The sequence below is a fragment of the Streptomyces sp. NPDC005496 genome (assembly GCF_042872045.1).
GTDB lineage: Bacteria > Actinomycetota > Actinomycetes > Streptomycetales > Streptomycetaceae > Streptomyces.
In genome coordinates this window covers 470,827-486,974 of sequence record NZ_JBIAJQ010000008.1, presented here as the reverse complement: position 1 = coordinate 486,974, position 16,148 = coordinate 470,827, and the positions used below count along the sequence as shown (strand labels likewise).

The window sequence follows — 16,148 nt, the reverse complement described above, 5'->3', positions numbered from 1 at the left end:
TCTGGTGCGTGCAGCTGCAAGGCGGAGGAGGGAGTCGAAGCGGAGCTTCGGCGACCGACGACAACGCCGCAGATGTGCGTGCCAGACCCCGCGACCCCGGCCTGATCCAAACGACAGGCCCTAGGTCGCCCTGGGTAACCGGGCGTCCCCACCACCGGCTGAGGAGACGCAGGTGACCTTCAATCCCCCTTGAGCAGCGTGGCATCCCGCTCGACCGTCAGTTGAGGAACTGGCGCGAGCTGAACGTCAAGCCGATCGACCCCGATCACTGCGACCCGTACACCCGTTGCCGCATCATCGCCATGAACGGCATCGAGGTCGAGGCGATCATGTTCAGCCATCAGCTGGCACGCAACACCGTCGATCCCGAGGTGAAGCGGCAACTGGCCCGGACCCGGTACATCGAGGCGCAGCAGCAGAAGGTCGTGAACTGGCTGCTGCCCGGCGTCTCGTCGGTCCTGGAGACGACGATCGCGTACGAGCAGGTCGCGGTCGACCTGACCGCGTGGGTCGCCCGGATGGAGCCGGACCCCTATCTGAAGCAGGCCTACCAGTTCGGCGTGCTGGAGGACTTCGACCACCTGTACCGGTACGCGAACCTGTACGAGATGATCGAGCACCGCAAGGCGGAGTCGATCGTCGACGGCTTGACCGAGGTCATGCCGGGCCGGCCCACCCGCTTCCACCACCGCAATCCGGTCGACAACGTGCGTGACCCGTACGCCAAGGACGCCACGGACCCGCTGTCGAAGCTGCACGCGCTGACGATCATGTCGGCGGAACAGCAGACGATGAACTTCTACATGAACACCGGCCCCACCTACATGGAACCGATCGCCCGCCAGCTCTACCAGGAGATCGGGCTCATCGAGGAGGAGCACGTCACCCACTACGAGTCGCTCGTCGACCCCGGTGAGACATGGTGGGAGCAACTCGTCAACCACGAGTACAACGAGTGCTACCTGTACTACTGCGCGCCGGGCGACGACGTGGTGGCCCTGCTGATGCGCCAGCACGGTGACATCCGCAACCTGTTCGACGAGGTCGAGGCCTCCAGTGGGGACGCCCGGCAGGATGCGTTCCGCCGGCTGGTGCGGCTGCTGGCGGTGCACGAGACCGCCGAGGAGGAGGTCGTGCATCCCTTCGTCCGCCGCAACGTCGAGGGCGGCGATGAGATCGTGGACGCCCGCCTGGGCGAGGAGCGTGCCGCGAAGGAGACGCTGAGCACCCTGGACGACACGGACACCCGCGATCCCAAGTTCATGCCGCAGTTCCTGTCGCTGCGAGCCGACGTCCAGGAGCACGCCCGGGCCGAGGAGCGCTACGAGTTCACCCATATCCGCCGCAGCACCGACGCGGCCGCCCTGGCCGCGCTGGCCAAGGGTGTCAAGGCCGCCGAGGCCATGGCGCCCACCCGTCCGCATCCGGGCGTGGAGTCCGCCGCGGCCAACGTGACGCTGGGTCCCGTCGCGGCTCTGATGGACCGGACCCGGGACGCAGTCCGCAAGGCCTTGGAGGGCTGACAGTCCCGTAGGCGACCGCCGGAGAGCGACTGCTTCGCGGTCGCCTGTCGCCGCTCTCCGGTGGTCGCGACGGTCCGGTTCCGGGTCCGGCGGTCCGCGTTGTGGGCGTGCGAGCCGCTCGGTGTGAGGGCCGCGGGTCCAGGGTGCTGGGACCAGGCCATGAGTCACCGCCCGGAAGCTGCTTCATCAGGCAGATTCGGGTACCCGGCGCTTGACAGTCTTCGTGCCCGGCCCTGATCCGGCGGCCACACCGCCTCGGTGAGTGGTTCCGGCGGGCCGGGTGTCGGACGAGCGGCGTTGGTGCGGGGCCCGGTGATCAGCCGGGCGAATACGGAGGAACGACCATGGTTTTCAAAGCGGCCGACGACAGCGGTGGGACCGGCGACGGTGCGCGCTCCTGCTCCCACGGCTGGCCGGTACGCGGCATGGGCGGCCACGAGGTGGACGACGCGTACGCGCCCGGCGAGGCCGTTCCGCTGCGGGGGTACGCCGTGCTGGCGAGCGCCTACGGCGCGGCGACCGCGCTGGCCACGCTCGCGCTGCGGAGGTCGGGACGCCCCCTGCCCGCCGGTGTGCCGCCGTGGGACCTCCTGGTGATCGGCACGGCCACGTACAAGGTGTCGCGGCTGGTGACCAAGGGGAAGATCACGAGCTTTCTCCGGGCGCCCTTCACCCGCCGCCAGGAGGCGGGTGGCGGCAGCGAGGTCATGGACGAACCGCGCCGGGAGGGAGCGGTGGGGCAGGCCGTGGGCGAACTTCTGAGCTGCCCGTTCTGCGCCTCCACCTGGGCGGCCACCGGTCTGATGTGCGGATACGCGGCCGCGCCACGCGCCGCCCGGCTCGCCGCCGCCGGACTGAGCGCGGTGGTGATCTCCGACTGGCTGCAGTACGCGTGGAGCTACACGCAGCAGCAGGTGGAGGGCTGAGGGGGTCTTCGCGGCGGCGACCACGTGTTCGCCGCGGCCGGTCCCCCGGCCCGTCCGTCTCTCCGGTACCGGCAAGCGAGACCAGTGCCGGGGAGGACGGCGGTGGACGTCAGTCGCCCGTGGTCCAGCGGGCCACCCACGCGGTGATGCCGGCCGTGCACATCAGGACGGTGCACACCGCCACGCCGAACCTCTTCAGCAGCTTGGCGCGCAGGAAGGCGTAGCGGGCCTCGTACTCGCCGCGCAGCGCACGGGTACGTCCGACGATCGTGCTCAGCGCCCGCTGGTTGAGCCTGATGCGTTCGGCGACGTACTGGCGGGCGACCTCCTCCTGCTGGGCGGTGGTCAGCCACGGCATGCGGTCGGTGAAGGCACGTGCTTCGCGCTCGGCCGCCTGGTACTCGGCCTGCACCATCAGGAAGCCTTCGAGATCGTTGAGGCCCGCTGCCGCGGCCGGGGGCAGCGGGTCCCTCCCGTGATCGCCTCTCATGCGCGTCGCCCTCAGTCGCCCTCCGGGTCGATGGCGTCGCGCCGCCCGGAGTGTTCCTTCTGGTCGATGGCCGCAATCTGGGGATGGTGCAGGTCGAACGCGGGCGAGTCGGAGCGGATCCGGGGCAGGGCGACGAAGTTGTGGCGGGGCGGCGGGCAGGCGGTGGCCCACTCCAGGGAGCGGCCGTAGCCCCAGGGGTCGTCGACGTCGATGCGCTTGCCGGACTTGGCGGTCTTGTACACGTTGTACAGGAACGGCAGGGTAGACAGGCCCAGCAGGAAGGAACCGATGGACGACACGGTGTTCAGCGCCGTGAAACCGTCGCTCGCCAGATAGTCGGCGTACCGGCGGGGCATGCCCTCCGCGCCGAGCCAGTGCTGCACCAGGAACGTGGTGTGGAAGCCGACGAACAGCGTCCAGAAGTGGATCTTCCCCAGGCGTTCGTCGAGCATCGTGCCCGTCATCTTCGGCCACCAGAAGTGGAATCCGGCGAACATGGCGAAGACGATCGTCCCGAACAGCACGTAGTGGAAGTGCGCCACGACGAAGTAGGTGTCGGTGACGTGCCAGTCCAGCGGAGGCGAGCCCAGGATGACGCCGGTCAGGCCGCCGAACAGGAACGTCACCAGGAATCCGGTCGCCCACAGCATCGGCGTCTCGAAACTGAGCGAGCCGTTCCACAGGGTGCCGATCCAGTTGAAGAACTTCACCCCCGTGGGCACCGCGATCAGGTATGTCGTGAAGGAGAAGAACGGCAGCAGCACCGCCCCGGTGGCGAACATGTGGTGCGCCCACACGACCACTGACAGCCCCGTGATCGCCATGGTCGCGCCGACCAGGCCCACGTAGCCGAAGATCGGTTTGCGGGAGAACACCGGCAGGACCTCGGTGACGACGCCGAAGAAGGGCAGGGCCAGGATGTAGACCTCGGGGTGGCCGAAGAACCAGAACAGGTGCTGCCACAGGAGCGCTCCGCCGTTCTCGGGGTTGAAGACCTGCGCCCCGAAGCGACGGTCGGCCTCCAGCACGAGCAGCGCGGCCGCGAGCACCGGGAAAGCCAGCAGGACCAGGACCGAGGTCAGCAGCACGTTCCAGGTGAAGATCGGCATCCTGAACATCGTCATGCCCGGTGCCCGCATGCAGATGATGGTGGTGATGAAGTTGACGGCACCCAGGATCGTGCCGAACCCGGACAGCGCCAGCCCCATGATCCACATGTCGCCACCGACGTAGGGACTGCGCTCCCCGCCGCTGAGGGGGATGTAGGCCGTCCATCCGAAGTCGGCCGTGCCCTGCGGCGTCAGCAGACTCCCGACGACGATGAGCGCGCCGAACAGGAAGAACCAGTACGCCAGCATGTTGAGCCGCGGGAAGGCCACATCGGGCGCACCGATCTGCAACGGCATGATCGCGTTGGCGAAACCCGCGAAGGTCGGGGTCGCGAACAGCAGCAGCATCATCGTGCCGTGCAGCGTGAACGTCTGGTTGTACTGCTCAGTGGAGAGCAACTGCAGTCCGGGCCGCGCCAGTTCGGCCCGGAGCAGCAGCGCGAGGACGCCGGCGAACAGGAAGAACGCGAACGATGTGATCAGGTAGAGGTGCCCGATCTTCTTGTGGTCCGTGGTGGTCAGCCACGACACGATCACCTGTCCTTTGCTGCGCCCCGCCACTGGCACCGGGGCGACCGGCTCCGTCACTGCAGCCATTGCGTTCCTCTGATTTTCGGACGATTGGTGCCTATCCCTGCGTTTCGTTCACGATGGCGTACCGGACGAGGCTGTGCCCACCTGCCACGCCGCCGACCGTGCGCATCGCGCCCGCCGCGTTCCCCTCCGACCCCGCCCTGGGCATCCCCGACACCCTTTCCGTCTCGCCCCGCCCGACAGGCGAACGGCGCGCGTCACCCGTCAGCGGCGACTACGTGCGGCCCGCCGCGCCACTCGCAGAGCATCACGGTGGCGTCGTCGGTGAGCGTGCCCGCGCGGTGCTCCAACACCGCGTGCACCAGACGGTGCAGCGTCTCCGACGCGGACAGCCCGTCCGCCTGGTGACGGATGATGAAGTCGACGAAGCGCTCGCGACCGAATTCCACACCCCGGCTGTCGCGGGCCTCGACGATGCCGTCGGTGTAGAGCAGGAGCCGGTCGCCGGGTTCGAGCTGTTCGCTGCACAGGACGACGGGAAGGCCCAGGCCCGCGCCGAGCGGATGAGTGGGAGCGCACCGTAGATAGGTGGTCCAACGGCCGCCGCGGATCAGGATCGGCGGATGGTGCCCGCAGTTGATCCAGGTGAGGGTGCCCGTCACGGTGTCCAGTTCGGCCAGTACCGCGGTGGCGTACCGGCTCTGGGCGAACTGCTCGATCAGCGTCGCCTCGATGGCCTCGCGTACCTCCATGAGGTTCTCGCCGCGCCTTCGCCGGCTGCGGCAGGTGGCCATCGCGAGGTTCGCCGTCAGCCCGGCGGAGGTGTCGTGCCCCATCGCGTCGAAGACGGCCAGATGAGCCGTGTCACCGGCGAGCGCGTAGTCGAAGGCGTCGCCGGCCGTGGCGTAGGCGGGCTCCATGGAGGCGGCGATGGACACCCTCTTGTTGGCGAACGTGCGGGGCGGCATCAGCGTCCACTGCATCTCCGCCGACACCGACATGGGGCGCGTGCGGGTGAGGCGGGCGTAGGAATGGCTGTGGTGCCGCTTGGACACCAGTAGCAGGCCCACCAGGGACGCGAGGTCCTCCATCACCTGCGCCGTCTGCCCGTCCGGTGCGCTCTCGGTCTCCACGCACAGCACCCCGAGGCGCTCGGTTCCGTCCAGTACGGGGATCCAGTGCTGCAGGCCGTCGTCGGCGGGTGTGGACCGGCTGAGCGAGGCACGGAAGACGCGGCCGGGCAGCGTGGCGTCGATCCGCAACTCCTGCCCGCCCTGGCCCGCGTCGGGTCCCGCGCCGGTGGCCTCGCGGAGCACGTTCTCCTGCACGTCGACCACGAACAGGCGCACCCGGCGCAGACCGGCGGTCTCCGCGTGCCCGGCCAGCAGGGCCGGCAGCTCCTCGAAGGCGCATTCGTGACTGTCGCGCAGCAGACCGCCGAGCATGCGCGCGGAACTCTCGAGGGAAGCCATGCCGTGCCGACCTGTCGCAGGGGGACGACCGGTCCGCCTCCGCTCTGGATCCGCCGCCTGGGCGGCGGAGGAGGACGGGCATCCCGGTACGGGTGTTGCGCTGGGCCCTTGCCAGGTACCCCCGTCGCCGGTCCCAAACAGAGCACGTCCGGCCTTCGTACCTGTGGCCGCGGAACCGCCCTCCGGTCCCTTCCGCGCCAACGGTGCGACCCGCGGGCACGCGCCTGTCACCTACGCCCGTGCGGCCGCCGCTCACGGCAGAGTGGGGGCATGACTTCAGGTGGCGGCAGCGTTCTGACCCTGGCTCGCGTGGCGACCAGGCTCCCGGCCCAGGATCTGGAGCGGGCGCGGCGCTTCTACGCGCAGCGGCTCGGCCTGGAACCGGCCGACGAGCGGCCCGGCGGACTCCTGTACCGGTGCGCGGGCGGTGAATTCGTGCTCTTCCAGTCGACGGGGACCTCGCCCGGCACGTTCACGCAGATGGCGCTGGAGGTCGAGGATCTCGACACTGCGGTGGCCGAACTGAGGCGGCGTGGCGTGGTGTTCGAGGACGTCGACGTACCTGGACTGCGCACGGTGGACGGGATCGCGGAGATCGAGGGCAACTATCCGAGCAAGGGCGCGCGGGGCGAACGCGGTGCCTGGTTCCGGGACAGCGAGGGGAACATGCTGGGCATCGGCGAGCCCATCCGCTGAGCACGATGGCGGGGGGCGGACCGAGGAAGCCCGCGTGGGCGGTGCAGCGGGGACAAGCAAAAAGTCCCACCCCGGGTGACCGGGGTGGGACTGTCTGGAGCGCCGGGCAGGCCTTGCACCTGCATTTCCCCACGGGAAGTGGGGCGTCTTTCCTTGGACCACCAACGCCAGGCGCGGCAACCGCAGTTCGGCGTCGCGCTCTGGACTGATAATAGCCCAGCAGCGGCACTGTGTGCGAATCCGGTGCTGCTGCCGACGGCCGTTGCGGTCGGCGAAGAGTCCGCCGCCGCCCCGCCAGCGCTCCGCCCTCCTCTACGCGCCTGCCTGCCTGCCGTATGGAACCCGATCCGGCCGTTGGCGAACAGTGCGGCTCGCCCGAGCGGGGTCGTCAGTTGCAGAGCACGGTCGACACCGCGACGTTGATCTTCCTGGCCTCGACATGCGTGACCTTGTGATCGCTGGTCGAGAAGCGGGTCCTGGCGGCGGTCTCGGCACGACGACCGCCGTCGAGGGTCGAGCACTGATTGCGCGCGTTGGTTACGGCCTTGTCCTCGTCGGCCACCAAAGCGGGGTCGATGGCGCTCAGAGCCCTGATCAACTGGGCCCGGGTGGCGGCGTCCGGCTCGGCGGGGATGCCCGTCGCCTTCTTCGCGTCGCCCGGGGTCGCGCCACCGGATTGTTCGGCCCCGGGAGTCTTCGCGGCCGACGGCTCCGACGTACCGGCCCTGCTGGGCGCGGACTTGGCTTCGCCGCCGTCGTCGCCGCTGCTGCAACCGGCGAGGGTGACGGCGAGTACCGCGGTGGCGGCCGCGATGGTGGTGCGGAAGTGCATGATCCCCCCTGGGACGTTGTCGCTGACAGACATCATGCAGCAACCCAGCGTGTCATCCGGGCCGTTCACGCACTCCGGGCAGCCGCCCGGGACTTCGTGGCCGTGAGCGTCACTGAGGTTGAAGAAGGACGTGGTCCAGAGGTGGAGTCGCTCCACGCCCCCGGCGGCGTCCGAAATCGGTGGACACGCAGACGTCATGGGCTCTAGCGTCACCTCGGTTCGAGATCCACACGTTCTGATGAGGTGCATTTGATGACGGTCCAGGCAACGACGGCCGGTTCCGACCGACTGTCCCCTCTCGACGCCACGACCACATCGAACCGAAGGAACCCCTCCCGTGGATCTTCCACGCATCTTCAGCATTCGCGAGAGTAGTCACCGCATCCACAACCCGCTCACCGACGACCAGTTGGCCACGCTCGGACGGGCACTGCACCTGGCGCCCGAATCGCGCGTGCTCGACCTCGCCAGCGGGTCGGGAGAGCTGCTCTGCACCTGGGCGCGCGATCACCGCATCATGGGGACCGGCGTCGACATCAGCACCGTGTTCACCGAGCGCGCCCGCGCCCGCGCCGTCGAACTGGGAGTGAGCGACCGGGTCGGCTTCGTCCACGGCGACGCAGGCGGGCACGTCTCCGACGAGCCGGTCGATGTCGCCGCGTGCATCGGCGCCACCTGGATCGCGGGTGGCCCGTCCGGGACGGTCGAGCTGCTCGCCCGCAGTGTGCGTCCCGGTGGTCTGCTGCTGATCGGCGAGCCGTACTGGCGCCGGCTGCCGCCCGACCAGGAGAGCGTCGAGGCCTGCCACGCCGCCGACCGGTCCGACTTCCTGCTGCTCCCCGAGCTGATCGAGCAGTTCACCGGCCTCGGCTACGACGTGGTCGAGATGGTGCTGGCCGATCAGGCGAGCTGGGACCGGTACCGCGCCGCACAGTGGCTCAACCTGCGCCGCTGGCTGGACCGCAACCCCGCCGACGAACTGGCGGCCGAGGTACGTGCCGAGCTCGACAACGCGGCCGCCAACTACACGCGCTACGAGCGCGAGTACCTCGGCTGGGGAGTGTTCGCTCTGATGCGCCGCTGACCGATCACCGGGCCGCTGAGGTCCGGCCGGTATGCGGGTCCGATGGGGAACACTCCGCCCGGACCCGCATACCGTCAGGGGGTGTCGCCGTGCCAGTCGTAACGGCGCTCGTCACCGGGTCTCGGGCCGTACAGGGCACGGCCGCCCGGACCGTAGCGCCCTATCTCCGTGGGCAGCGCGACGTCCTCCCCATGGCGGTGCCCAGGCCGGTCGGTCACGTCCAGCAGGAGCCCGTCCAAGGGGCCGCCGATCAGCTCCACGTAGTCATGTCCCGGCCGCGGGCCGGGATCAGGATCTTCATGGTCGGCGCCGTAGACCCTGCCGCGCATGAACTGCTGCTCATCCATACCGGTCAGCCTCGCACCCGGCACTGACAATCGCCCTGAGCCGGCGAGCCCTCACCGCGCTGAACGAGGGGCCCTAGTCGGCACTGTTGCTCCCCGGTGTGACGACCTCGTCGAAGACCTTGCGGACGGCCTCGTAGACGGAGGCGAGGATGTCGGCCTCGCGAGCGCCGTCCACTTCCGTGTCCCCGGACTGTCCCGACCGTGTCTTCCAGTGCTGCTCCTCCTGTGCGGCCCAGTCCCGGGCGCGCTGGATCCGGCGGAGCAGCTCGTCAGAGTCCACAACATCGCTCATGCGCGGAACCTACCCAGCAACCGGCGTCGCACCCCGGTAATCGAGTAGCGACTGTGCTGTACCGAGTGCAGCGTGCCGCGGGGATGGCACGATGCTCCTAGTTGCCGTCGGAGCCGAGGAGGAACACGGTGCCGGACGAGTCCGAGGACGCGCTGTTGGTGGAGGCACTCGGCGCGCTCGCCGGGTCGGGGCGTAGTGGCGCCGCCTTCACCGCCAAACGCCTGAAGAAGAACGTCGGTGAAGCGACCCTGCTGCTGCCGCTCGGCTTCGACGACGCTCTGGAGCGGGTACGCGGAGCCATGGCCGAGGTGAGCACCGGGGCCGAGCCGTGGCGGGTGGAGACCGGTACGGACGGCACTGGCGGCACAGCGCTCCGCGTGATGGGGGGTGGCGGTTTCGGCGGCCTGAATCCGGTGGTGGTCACCGCCGTCCTGAACCCCGGTGGCGAGCAAGGCACCGGCGTGCGTCTTCGGGCCGCCGCCAAGGAGGGCCTCATCAAGCAACGGGCGGGCGAGAAGACCGTCGACCGTCTCGCCCGCCTGCTGGAGCACTGAGGTCTACGCGGCGGGTGCCCTGCCACTCCCCCGCTGTCGTGCGCACAAATCCCGGCCGTCCGGGCACAGTTGGGCGCCTGACCCCTGCCCACAGCTCGCCCCGTCACTGACTCGCGGGGTCGCAAGCGGGGCGCAGCGCGGCGAACAGCCCCTCGGCTCGCGTGCCGTCCGGCAGGTTCCCGGCTCCGTCCACGTGTCCCGTCACGTCCCCCGGAAGGGCGGGCGGAGCCGACTTCAGTACGCGGTGCACCCGCAGGATCTCGCAGAGCAGGGCGATCTTCGTCAAGAAGATCGACGGGACGGCGGCTGTATCCGTCAGCGTTCTCGCGGTGCCGGTCTCCCGGTCGCCCCGACGCGCAGTCCGTCCATGACGAAGTCCAGGAGACGGGCGGCACGGGGCTGCCAGTCGCCTCGGGGGTCGAGCTGCCAGAGGCCGGCGATGGCGAGGATGAGGTCGTCCGCGGTCACCCCGGTCCGGATGGTGCCGGCCTCCGCGTTCGTCCGCAGCAGGAGTTCGGCCGCGGCCGTCACCGGGGTGTGACCGGGCTTCGCGGGGCCGTCCGGCGTGCTGGTGGCCTGACGGATCGCGTCCGCCAGGCCCGCCTTGGTCATGGCGAACCTGGCGAGATGGTCCAGCCACTCGCGCAGGGCGCGGTCGGGCTCGCGGGACCTGAGCAGTTCGGTGGCGGCATCGGCGACCTGCTGCATCTCGTGGCGGTAGATCTCGAGGACGAGGGCCTCGCGGTTGGGGAAGTTGCGATAGAACGTCCCCTGCCCGACGCCCGCCTTCTTGGCGATCACGCTGAGCGGGACGTCCGCGCAGAGCGTCAGTTCGGACAGCGCCACTTCCAGGATCCGCTCGCGGTTCCGCTGCGCGTCGGAGCGCAGGGGGGCGCCCTTCTTCTGCTGCACGCGTCCTCCTCGCGGGTCCGTGGCCGAATCCCGTCCTTGTAAAGCGGACAGCTGTCCGTTACGTTTTCCTGTGACCGGACAATTGTCCGCTTGAGCCCACTCTAGCCGTGGGCGGGCGGCGCGGACAGCCGGTGACGGCCTGCAACCGCCACCCCGCCCGGCGCCCACTCCGGGTTCGCCGCCACCCCGGAGCGGCGGCGCCTCCGCCCGTCCCGATACCTGACCGCTTGCTTTCCGACACTGCTCTGCGTCTCCCGTCTCCCGTGCCTGCCGGACCGTCCTCCCAGGGTGGTCCGGGAATGCGAAAGAAGGCTGATCATGGCCACAGCACCTTCCACGACGTACAGCGCCATCACCTTGAACATCAACGGCGAGAAGCACACGCTCACCGTCGACCACCGCACCACCCTTCTCGACGCCCTGCGTGAGCGCCTCGATCTGACCGGCACGAAGAAGGGCTGCGACCAGGGACAGTGCGGCGCCTGCACCGTCCTGCTCGACAAACGCCGGGCCGTCGCCTGTCTGCAACTCGCGGTGGCGGCCGAGGGCCGGGAGATCACGACCATCGAAGGCGTCGCCGAGGGCGACCAACTGCACCCCGTACAGCAGGCGTTCCTCGATCTCGACGGATACCAGTGCGGCTACTGCACGCCCGGCCAGATCTGTTCGGCCGTCGCCGTGATCGAGGAGCACGCCGCGGGCTGGCCGAGCGCCGTCACCGACGACGTACGCCCCGAAGCGGGGCCACCGCCCCTGACCGCCGAGGAGATACGCGAGCGGATGAGCGGCAACCTGTGCCGCTGCGGCGCGTACGTGTCGATCGTGCAGGCGGTCGCCCGTGCGGCCGAGGCGGACGCCCGCGACGCCCGGACCGCGGACGGTGACCGGACCACGGAGGGCACGCAGGCCGGACAGCGCGAAGGAGCGGCGGCATGAAGGAGTTCGGATACCAGCGAGCGGTCGACGTCCCGGGCGCCCTTGCCCTCCTCGGCACCGACCCGGACGCCCGGTTCCTCGGCGGCGGCACCAACCTGGTGGACCTGATGAAGACCGGCGTGGAGCGGCCGGGCCGACTCGTCGACGTACGTGAACTCCCCCTGGACGGCATCGAGTCGACGCAGGACGGCGGGCTGCGCATCGGCGCGACCGTCACGAACAGCGACCTCGCCGCACATCCCGACGTGCGCCGCGGCTACCCGGCCCTGACGCAGGCGGTCCTGGCCGGGGCCTCCGGGCAACTGCGCAACATGGCGACCGTCGGCGGAAACCTGCTCCAGCGCACCCGTTGCGGGTACTTCGCCGACGTGTCCAAGCCCTGCAACAAGCGGGTCCCGGGCAGCGGTTGTCCCGCGATCGAGGGTGAGCACCACAATCACGCGATCCTGGGCGCCTCCGACCACTGTGTGGCCACACACCCCTCCGACCTGGGCGTGGCCCTCACCGCCTTCGACGCCGTGGTGTCCTACGAGACGGTGGAGGGACCCGGCCGGCTGCCCCTGACGGAGTTCTACCTCCCGGTGGGCGACACGCCTCACCTGGAGACGGCCCTCCCGCCGGGCGCGCTCATCACGGGCGTCACGCTGCCACCCTCGCCCGTCGCGGCCAACTCCCGGTACCGCAAGGTGCGCGAGCGCGCCTCGTACGCCTTCGCGATCGGCTCGATCGCCGCCGCGCTCGACGTCCGGGACGGTGTCGTACAGGACGTCCGCCTGGCCTTCGGAGCGGTCGCCTCCCGGCCGTGGCGAGCCCACACGGCCGAACGGGCCCTGATCGGTGGGCCTGCCGACGCCGCCGCCTTCGCGGCGGCGGCCGATGCCGAACTGGCGGCCGCGCGGCCGCTGCCGCACAACGGATACAAGGTGACACTCATGCGCAACCTCGTCATCGCCGTGCTCAGCGAACTCGCCGAGGAGGTCCGATGACCACCACCACGACCGGGACCAGGGCGGCGAAGGCCGTCGGCACCGCGCACACCCGGGTGGAGGGCCGCGACAAGGTCACCGGAGCGGCCCGCTACGCTGGCGAGATACCTTTCGCCGAACTGGCCTACGGCTGGCTGGTGTTGTCCACCGCCACCCGGGGCCGCGTCCGCTCCGTCGAGACCGCCGCCGTCCTGGAGATGCCGGGCGTGCTCGACGTCCTGCATCACGGCAACGCCCCGCGGGTCGACATCGACTACGTCGGCATGCTCGGCATGCCGCCGGACCCCACAGCTGCCGTCTTCCAGCACGACCGGGTGCCGCACGCGGGCTGGCCGGTCGCCCTGGTCGTCGCCGAGACCTCCGAGCAGGCCAGGGAAGCCGCGGAAGCGCTGGTCGTGCACTACGAGGAGGAGGGCCATGACGTGACCTTCTCCTCCGACCGGACGGACGCGTACACGATGGCCGGCCCCGGTGGTCCCGGCGTGACGGAGAAGGGGGACCTCGGCGCCGAACTGGCCGCGTCCGCCGTCGTGCTGGACGCCGAGTACTCCACTCCGGAAGAGCACCACAACCCGATGGAACCCCACGCGGCGACCGCCCGCTGGGAGGGCGGCAGGCTGGAGGTCGTAGACTCCAACCAGGGCACGGTGTGGGTCGCCGACGAACTCGCGAAGATGTTCTCGCTCGACCCGTCCTCGGTGCGGGTCCGGTCGGAGCACGTCGGCGGCGGCTTCGGCAGCAAGGGCGTCCGCGCGCACCAGGTGGCCGCGGTGATGGCCGCCACCGTCCTCTCCCGTCCGGTGCGGGTCGTCATGACGCGCCGTCAGATGTTCTCCCTCGCCGGCTACCGCAGCCCCACCATCCAGCGGCTGCGGCTCGGTGCGGACACCGAGGGCCGGCTGCGCGCGCTGGAGCACACCTCGCTCAGCGCCACCTCGACCGTGCACGAGTTCATCGAGTCCGGCGCGGGCCCCGCCCGGGTGATGTACGACGCCCCGGCCCACCACACGGCCAACCGGGTCGTACGGCTCGACGTGCCGACGCCGACGTTCATGCGTGCCCCCGGCGAGGCGCCCGGATCGTTCGCGCTGGAGTCGGCGCTCGACGAACTCGCCGAGAAGTGCGGTATCGACCCGGTCGAACTGCGCCTGCGCAACGAGCCCGAAGCCGGTCCCGTGTCGGGGCTGCCGTTCAGCAGCCGCAATCTGCCCGCCTGCTTCCGCGAGGGCGCTCGCCGGTTCGGCTGGGCGGACCGGGACCCGCGTCCGGGCCTTCGCCGGGACGGACGCTGGCTGATCGGCACCGGGACGGCCGCGGCCTCCTTCTTCGCGGGAGCCGCGCCGTCCACGGCCGCCGTCACCGCGGAGGCCGACGGCACGTTCACCGTGCGGATCAGCGCCGCGGACATCGGCACGGGGGCGCGGACCGCGCTCACCCTCGTCGCCGCGGACGCCCTCGAGGTGCCGACCGAGCGCGTACGGGTGCGGATCGGGGACAGCGACTTCGGCCCGGCGATGATCGCCGGTGGCTCCATGGGCACCCGGTCCTGGGCCTGGGCGGTCACGGCCGCCGCGGAGGAACTGCGCGAGCGGCTCGCCCTGAGCGACGGCCTTCCGCCGGAGGGCATCACCGTACGGTCGGACACCACCGCGGCCATCGGGGCGCTCGCACAGAAGGAACGGCACTCCTTCGGGGCGCAGTTCGCAGAAGTCGCGGTGGACGTGACAACCGGCGAGGTGCGCGTGCGCCGCATGCTCGGCATCTTCGCCGCGGGCCGCATCGTCAACCCCCTCACCGCACGGGGCCAGTTCATCGGCGGGATGATCTGGGGCATCTCCATGGCCCTGCACGAAGAGGCGGTCAGGGACCGGAACACCGGCGCCCACTACGGCGCCGACCTCGCGGGCTACCACGTCGCCACGCACGCCGACGTCCCCCACGTCGAGGCGGACTGGGTGGAGGACCCGGACCCGGACGACCCGGTCGGGATCAAGGGCATCGGCGAGATCGGCATCGTGGGAGCCGCGGCGGCGGTCGCCAACGCCGTATGGCACGCCACCGGCGTGCGCCACCGCAGCCTGCCGATCCGTCCGGACCGTGTCCTCACGGCAGGCCCGCGTGCTTGACATCGCCGACGAACTGGCCCACTGGGCCGCCGAGGGAAGGGAGTTCGCCGTCGCCACCGTCGTGGCCGTCGGCGGCAGCGCGCCGCGCGGGCCGGGCGCCGCCCTCGCGGTCGACAGCGAGGGCACGGTCATCGGCTCGGTCTCCGGCGGCTGCGTGGAGGGGGCCGTGTACGACCTGTGCGTCCAGGCTCTCCAGGACGGCGAGAGCGTCCTCGAACGGTTCGGCTACAGCGACGAGGACGCCTTCGCGGTCGGGCTGACCTGCGGCGGGGTCATCGACGTCATCGTCACCCCCGTCGGCGCGGGGGCGCCCGCCCGCCAGGTGCTCCGGTCGGCGCTGTCGGCCGCCGCGTCGGGCGAACCCGGAGCGCTCGCCCGGGTCGTGCGGGGGCCGGCGGAACTGCTCGGCAGAGCAATGCTGGTGCACCCTGACGGATCCTACGAGGGCTCGTACGGCACGGGCTCGGCGGAGTTGGACCGCACGGTCGCCGCCGAGGCGCGGGCGATGCTGGACGCCGGACGCACCGGCACCCTCGACCTCGCGGAGGACGGCACGCACTGTCCCGGCGGCCTCACGCTGCTCGTCGAGTCGAACGTGCCGCCGCCGCGGATGATCGTGTTCGGTGCGATCGACTTCGCCGCCGCGCTCGTACGGGCCGGGAAGTTCCTCGGGTACCACGTGACGGTGTGCGACGCGCGGCCCGTCTTCGCCACCCGGGCCCGCTTCCCCGAGGCCGACGACCTGGTCGTCGACTGGCCCCACCGGTACCTGCGGGCCACCGAGACCGACGCGCGCACGGTCCTGTGCGTGCTCACCCACGACGCGAAGTTCGACATCCCCCTGCTGACGCAGGCCTTGCGGATGCCGGTCGCCTTCGTCGGGGCGATGGGCTCGCGCCGGACCCACGCGGACCGGAACCGACGCCTGCGCGAAGTCGGCCTGACCGAAGCCGAGTTGGCCCGGCTGAGGTCACCGATCGGCCTCGACCTCGGCGCCCGCACCCCCGAGGAGACGGCGCTGTCCATCGCGGCGGAGATCGTCGCCCTCCGCCGCGGCGGGACGGGCACGCCGCTCACGGGGTCGGCCGCGCCCATCCATCGCGACGGGGACCCGCGAAGCGCGAGGGAGTCGGGGGCGGCCGCCTGAACCGCACGTCGGCCCCGGCCACCCTCGTACGGGGATGGCCGGGCCGACGCGTCAGCCGGTCCGACGACGGCGGGGCCCGCGCCCTGAGGCCGCATGGGACTGTGCGGCACGGGACGGTGCCGGACGAGGTCGCGCCCACGCCGACTCCGAGCGGCGCCTCTCCACGGTGGCGCGACCACATT

Annotated in this window: 17 protein-coding genes; 9 read left to right on the top strand and 8 right to left on the bottom strand. The window is 70.8% G+C overall.

Annotated elements, in window-relative coordinates; genetic code table 11:
• The first annotated feature begins 221 nt into the window (after nucleotides 1-221).
• Nucleotides 222-1,523 carry a hemerythrin domain-containing protein gene (locus tag ACFYQQ_RS26310; RefSeq protein ID WP_388905296.1) on the top strand — a complete coding sequence of 434 codons (1,302 nt, stop codon included), beginning with the start codon at nucleotides 222-224 and terminating at the stop codon, nucleotides 1,521-1,523.
• Between the two features lie 344 nt (nucleotides 1,524-1,867).
• Nucleotides 1,868-2,449, top strand: a complete 582-nt coding sequence (locus ACFYQQ_RS26305) for a DUF1360 domain-containing protein (RefSeq protein ID WP_356240626.1) — start codon at nucleotides 1,868-1,870, stop codon at nucleotides 2,447-2,449.
• Nucleotides 2,450-2,558: 109 nt separating this feature from the next.
• Here ACFYQQ_RS26305 and ACFYQQ_RS26300 read toward each other — a convergent pair whose 3' ends face one another.
• From ACFYQQ_RS26300 to ACFYQQ_RS26290, 3 genes are all read right to left on the bottom strand, one after another.
• Nucleotides 2,559-2,939, bottom strand: a complete 381-nt coding sequence (locus ACFYQQ_RS26300; protein ID WP_356167575.1) for a hypothetical protein — start codon at nucleotides 2,937-2,939, stop codon at nucleotides 2,559-2,561.
• An 11-nt stretch (nucleotides 2,940-2,950) separates the two neighbouring features.
• Nucleotides 2,951-4,645 (bottom strand): cytochrome c oxidase subunit I, encoded by a 1,695-nt coding sequence (ctaD, locus tag ACFYQQ_RS26295; protein ID WP_355791076.1) that lies wholly within the window; start codon nucleotides 4,643-4,645, stop codon nucleotides 2,951-2,953.
• 194 nt (nucleotides 4,646-4,839) lie between these two features.
• Nucleotides 4,840-6,054 (bottom strand): PP2C family protein-serine/threonine phosphatase, encoded by a 1,215-nt coding sequence (locus ACFYQQ_RS26290; RefSeq protein WP_355791074.1) that lies wholly within the window; start codon nucleotides 6,052-6,054, stop codon nucleotides 4,840-4,842.
• Nucleotides 6,055-6,324: 270 nt separating this feature from the next.
• Here ACFYQQ_RS26290 and ACFYQQ_RS26285 point away from each other — a divergent pair, with 270 nt between their 5' ends.
• Nucleotides 6,325-6,750 carry a VOC family protein gene (locus ACFYQQ_RS26285; RefSeq protein WP_355791071.1) on the top strand — a complete coding sequence of 142 codons (426 nt, stop codon included), beginning with the start codon at nucleotides 6,325-6,327 and terminating at the stop codon, nucleotides 6,748-6,750.
• Nucleotides 6,751-7,138: 388 nt separating this feature from the next.
• Here ACFYQQ_RS26285 and ACFYQQ_RS26280 read toward each other — a convergent pair whose 3' ends face one another.
• Complete coding sequence (locus ACFYQQ_RS26280; protein ID WP_388905292.1) at nucleotides 7,139-7,618, bottom strand: hypothetical protein; 480 nt, start codon at nucleotides 7,616-7,618, stop codon at nucleotides 7,139-7,141.
• A 301-nt stretch (nucleotides 7,619-7,919) separates the two neighbouring features.
• Between ACFYQQ_RS26280 and ACFYQQ_RS26275 the strand changes: the two genes are divergently transcribed.
• On the top strand, nucleotides 7,920-8,666 hold the full coding sequence (locus ACFYQQ_RS26275; protein WP_355788721.1) for a methyltransferase domain-containing protein: 747 nt from the start codon (nucleotides 7,920-7,922) through the stop codon (nucleotides 8,664-8,666).
• A gap of 74 nt (nucleotides 8,667-8,740) precedes the next feature.
• Here the strand turns inward: ACFYQQ_RS26275 and ACFYQQ_RS26270 are convergent, their stop codons facing one another.
• Together ACFYQQ_RS26270 and ACFYQQ_RS26265 are read right to left on the bottom strand one after the other, a co-directional pair.
• Nucleotides 8,741-9,013: a hypothetical protein gene (locus tag ACFYQQ_RS26270; RefSeq protein ID WP_355788718.1), complete on the bottom strand. Its 273-nt coding sequence runs from the start codon at nucleotides 9,011-9,013 to the stop codon at nucleotides 8,741-8,743.
• 73 nt (nucleotides 9,014-9,086) lie between these two features.
• Nucleotides 9,087-9,305, bottom strand: coding sequence for a hypothetical protein (locus tag ACFYQQ_RS26265; protein ID WP_355788715.1), 219 nt, complete (start codon nucleotides 9,303-9,305; stop codon nucleotides 9,087-9,089).
• 128 nt (nucleotides 9,306-9,433) lie between these two features.
• Here ACFYQQ_RS26265 and ACFYQQ_RS26260 point away from each other — a divergent pair, with 128 nt between their 5' ends.
• Nucleotides 9,434-9,859, top strand: a complete 426-nt coding sequence (locus ACFYQQ_RS26260; protein ID WP_355788712.1) for a hypothetical protein — start codon at nucleotides 9,434-9,436, stop codon at nucleotides 9,857-9,859.
• A 103-nt stretch (nucleotides 9,860-9,962) separates the two neighbouring features.
• Here ACFYQQ_RS26260 and ACFYQQ_RS26255 read toward each other — a convergent pair whose 3' ends face one another.
• Nucleotides 9,963-10,145, bottom strand: a complete 183-nt coding sequence (locus ACFYQQ_RS26255; protein ID WP_355788709.1) for a hypothetical protein — start codon at nucleotides 10,143-10,145, stop codon at nucleotides 9,963-9,965.
• 29 nt (nucleotides 10,146-10,174) lie between these two features.
• Nucleotides 10,175-10,771, bottom strand: a complete 597-nt coding sequence (locus tag ACFYQQ_RS26250; protein WP_355788706.1) for a TetR/AcrR family transcriptional regulator — start codon at nucleotides 10,769-10,771, stop codon at nucleotides 10,175-10,177.
• A 318-nt stretch (nucleotides 10,772-11,089) separates the two neighbouring features.
• On the opposite strand from ACFYQQ_RS26250, the gene ACFYQQ_RS26245 reads away from it, so the two are divergent.
• From ACFYQQ_RS26245 to ACFYQQ_RS26230, 4 genes are read left to right on the top strand one after another with little or no spacing between them, the layout of a single operon-like run.
• The gene (locus tag ACFYQQ_RS26245; RefSeq protein WP_356167590.1) at nucleotides 11,090-11,707 is read left to right on the top strand and encodes a 2Fe-2S iron-sulfur cluster-binding protein; all 618 of its coding nucleotides are present in this window, start codon (nucleotides 11,090-11,092) and stop codon (nucleotides 11,705-11,707) included.
• Entirely contained in the window at nucleotides 11,704-12,693 is a 990-nt protein-coding gene (locus ACFYQQ_RS26240; protein ID WP_356167593.1) for a xanthine dehydrogenase family protein subunit M, read from the top strand. The genes ACFYQQ_RS26245 and ACFYQQ_RS26240 overlap by 4 nt, the downstream gene beginning before the upstream one ends.
• The gene (locus ACFYQQ_RS26235) at nucleotides 12,690-14,819 is read left to right on the top strand and encodes a xanthine dehydrogenase family protein molybdopterin-binding subunit (RefSeq protein WP_388905288.1); all 2,130 of its coding nucleotides are present in this window, start codon (nucleotides 12,690-12,692) and stop codon (nucleotides 14,817-14,819) included. The genes ACFYQQ_RS26240 and ACFYQQ_RS26235 overlap by 4 nt, the downstream gene beginning before the upstream one ends.
• Nucleotides 14,812-15,966 carry an XdhC/CoxI family protein gene (locus ACFYQQ_RS26230; protein WP_356167598.1) on the top strand — a complete coding sequence of 385 codons (1,155 nt, stop codon included), beginning with the start codon at nucleotides 14,812-14,814 and terminating at the stop codon, nucleotides 15,964-15,966. Before ACFYQQ_RS26235 ends, ACFYQQ_RS26230 begins: the two co-directional genes overlap by 8 nt.
• Nucleotides 15,967-16,148: the final 182 nt, after the last annotated feature.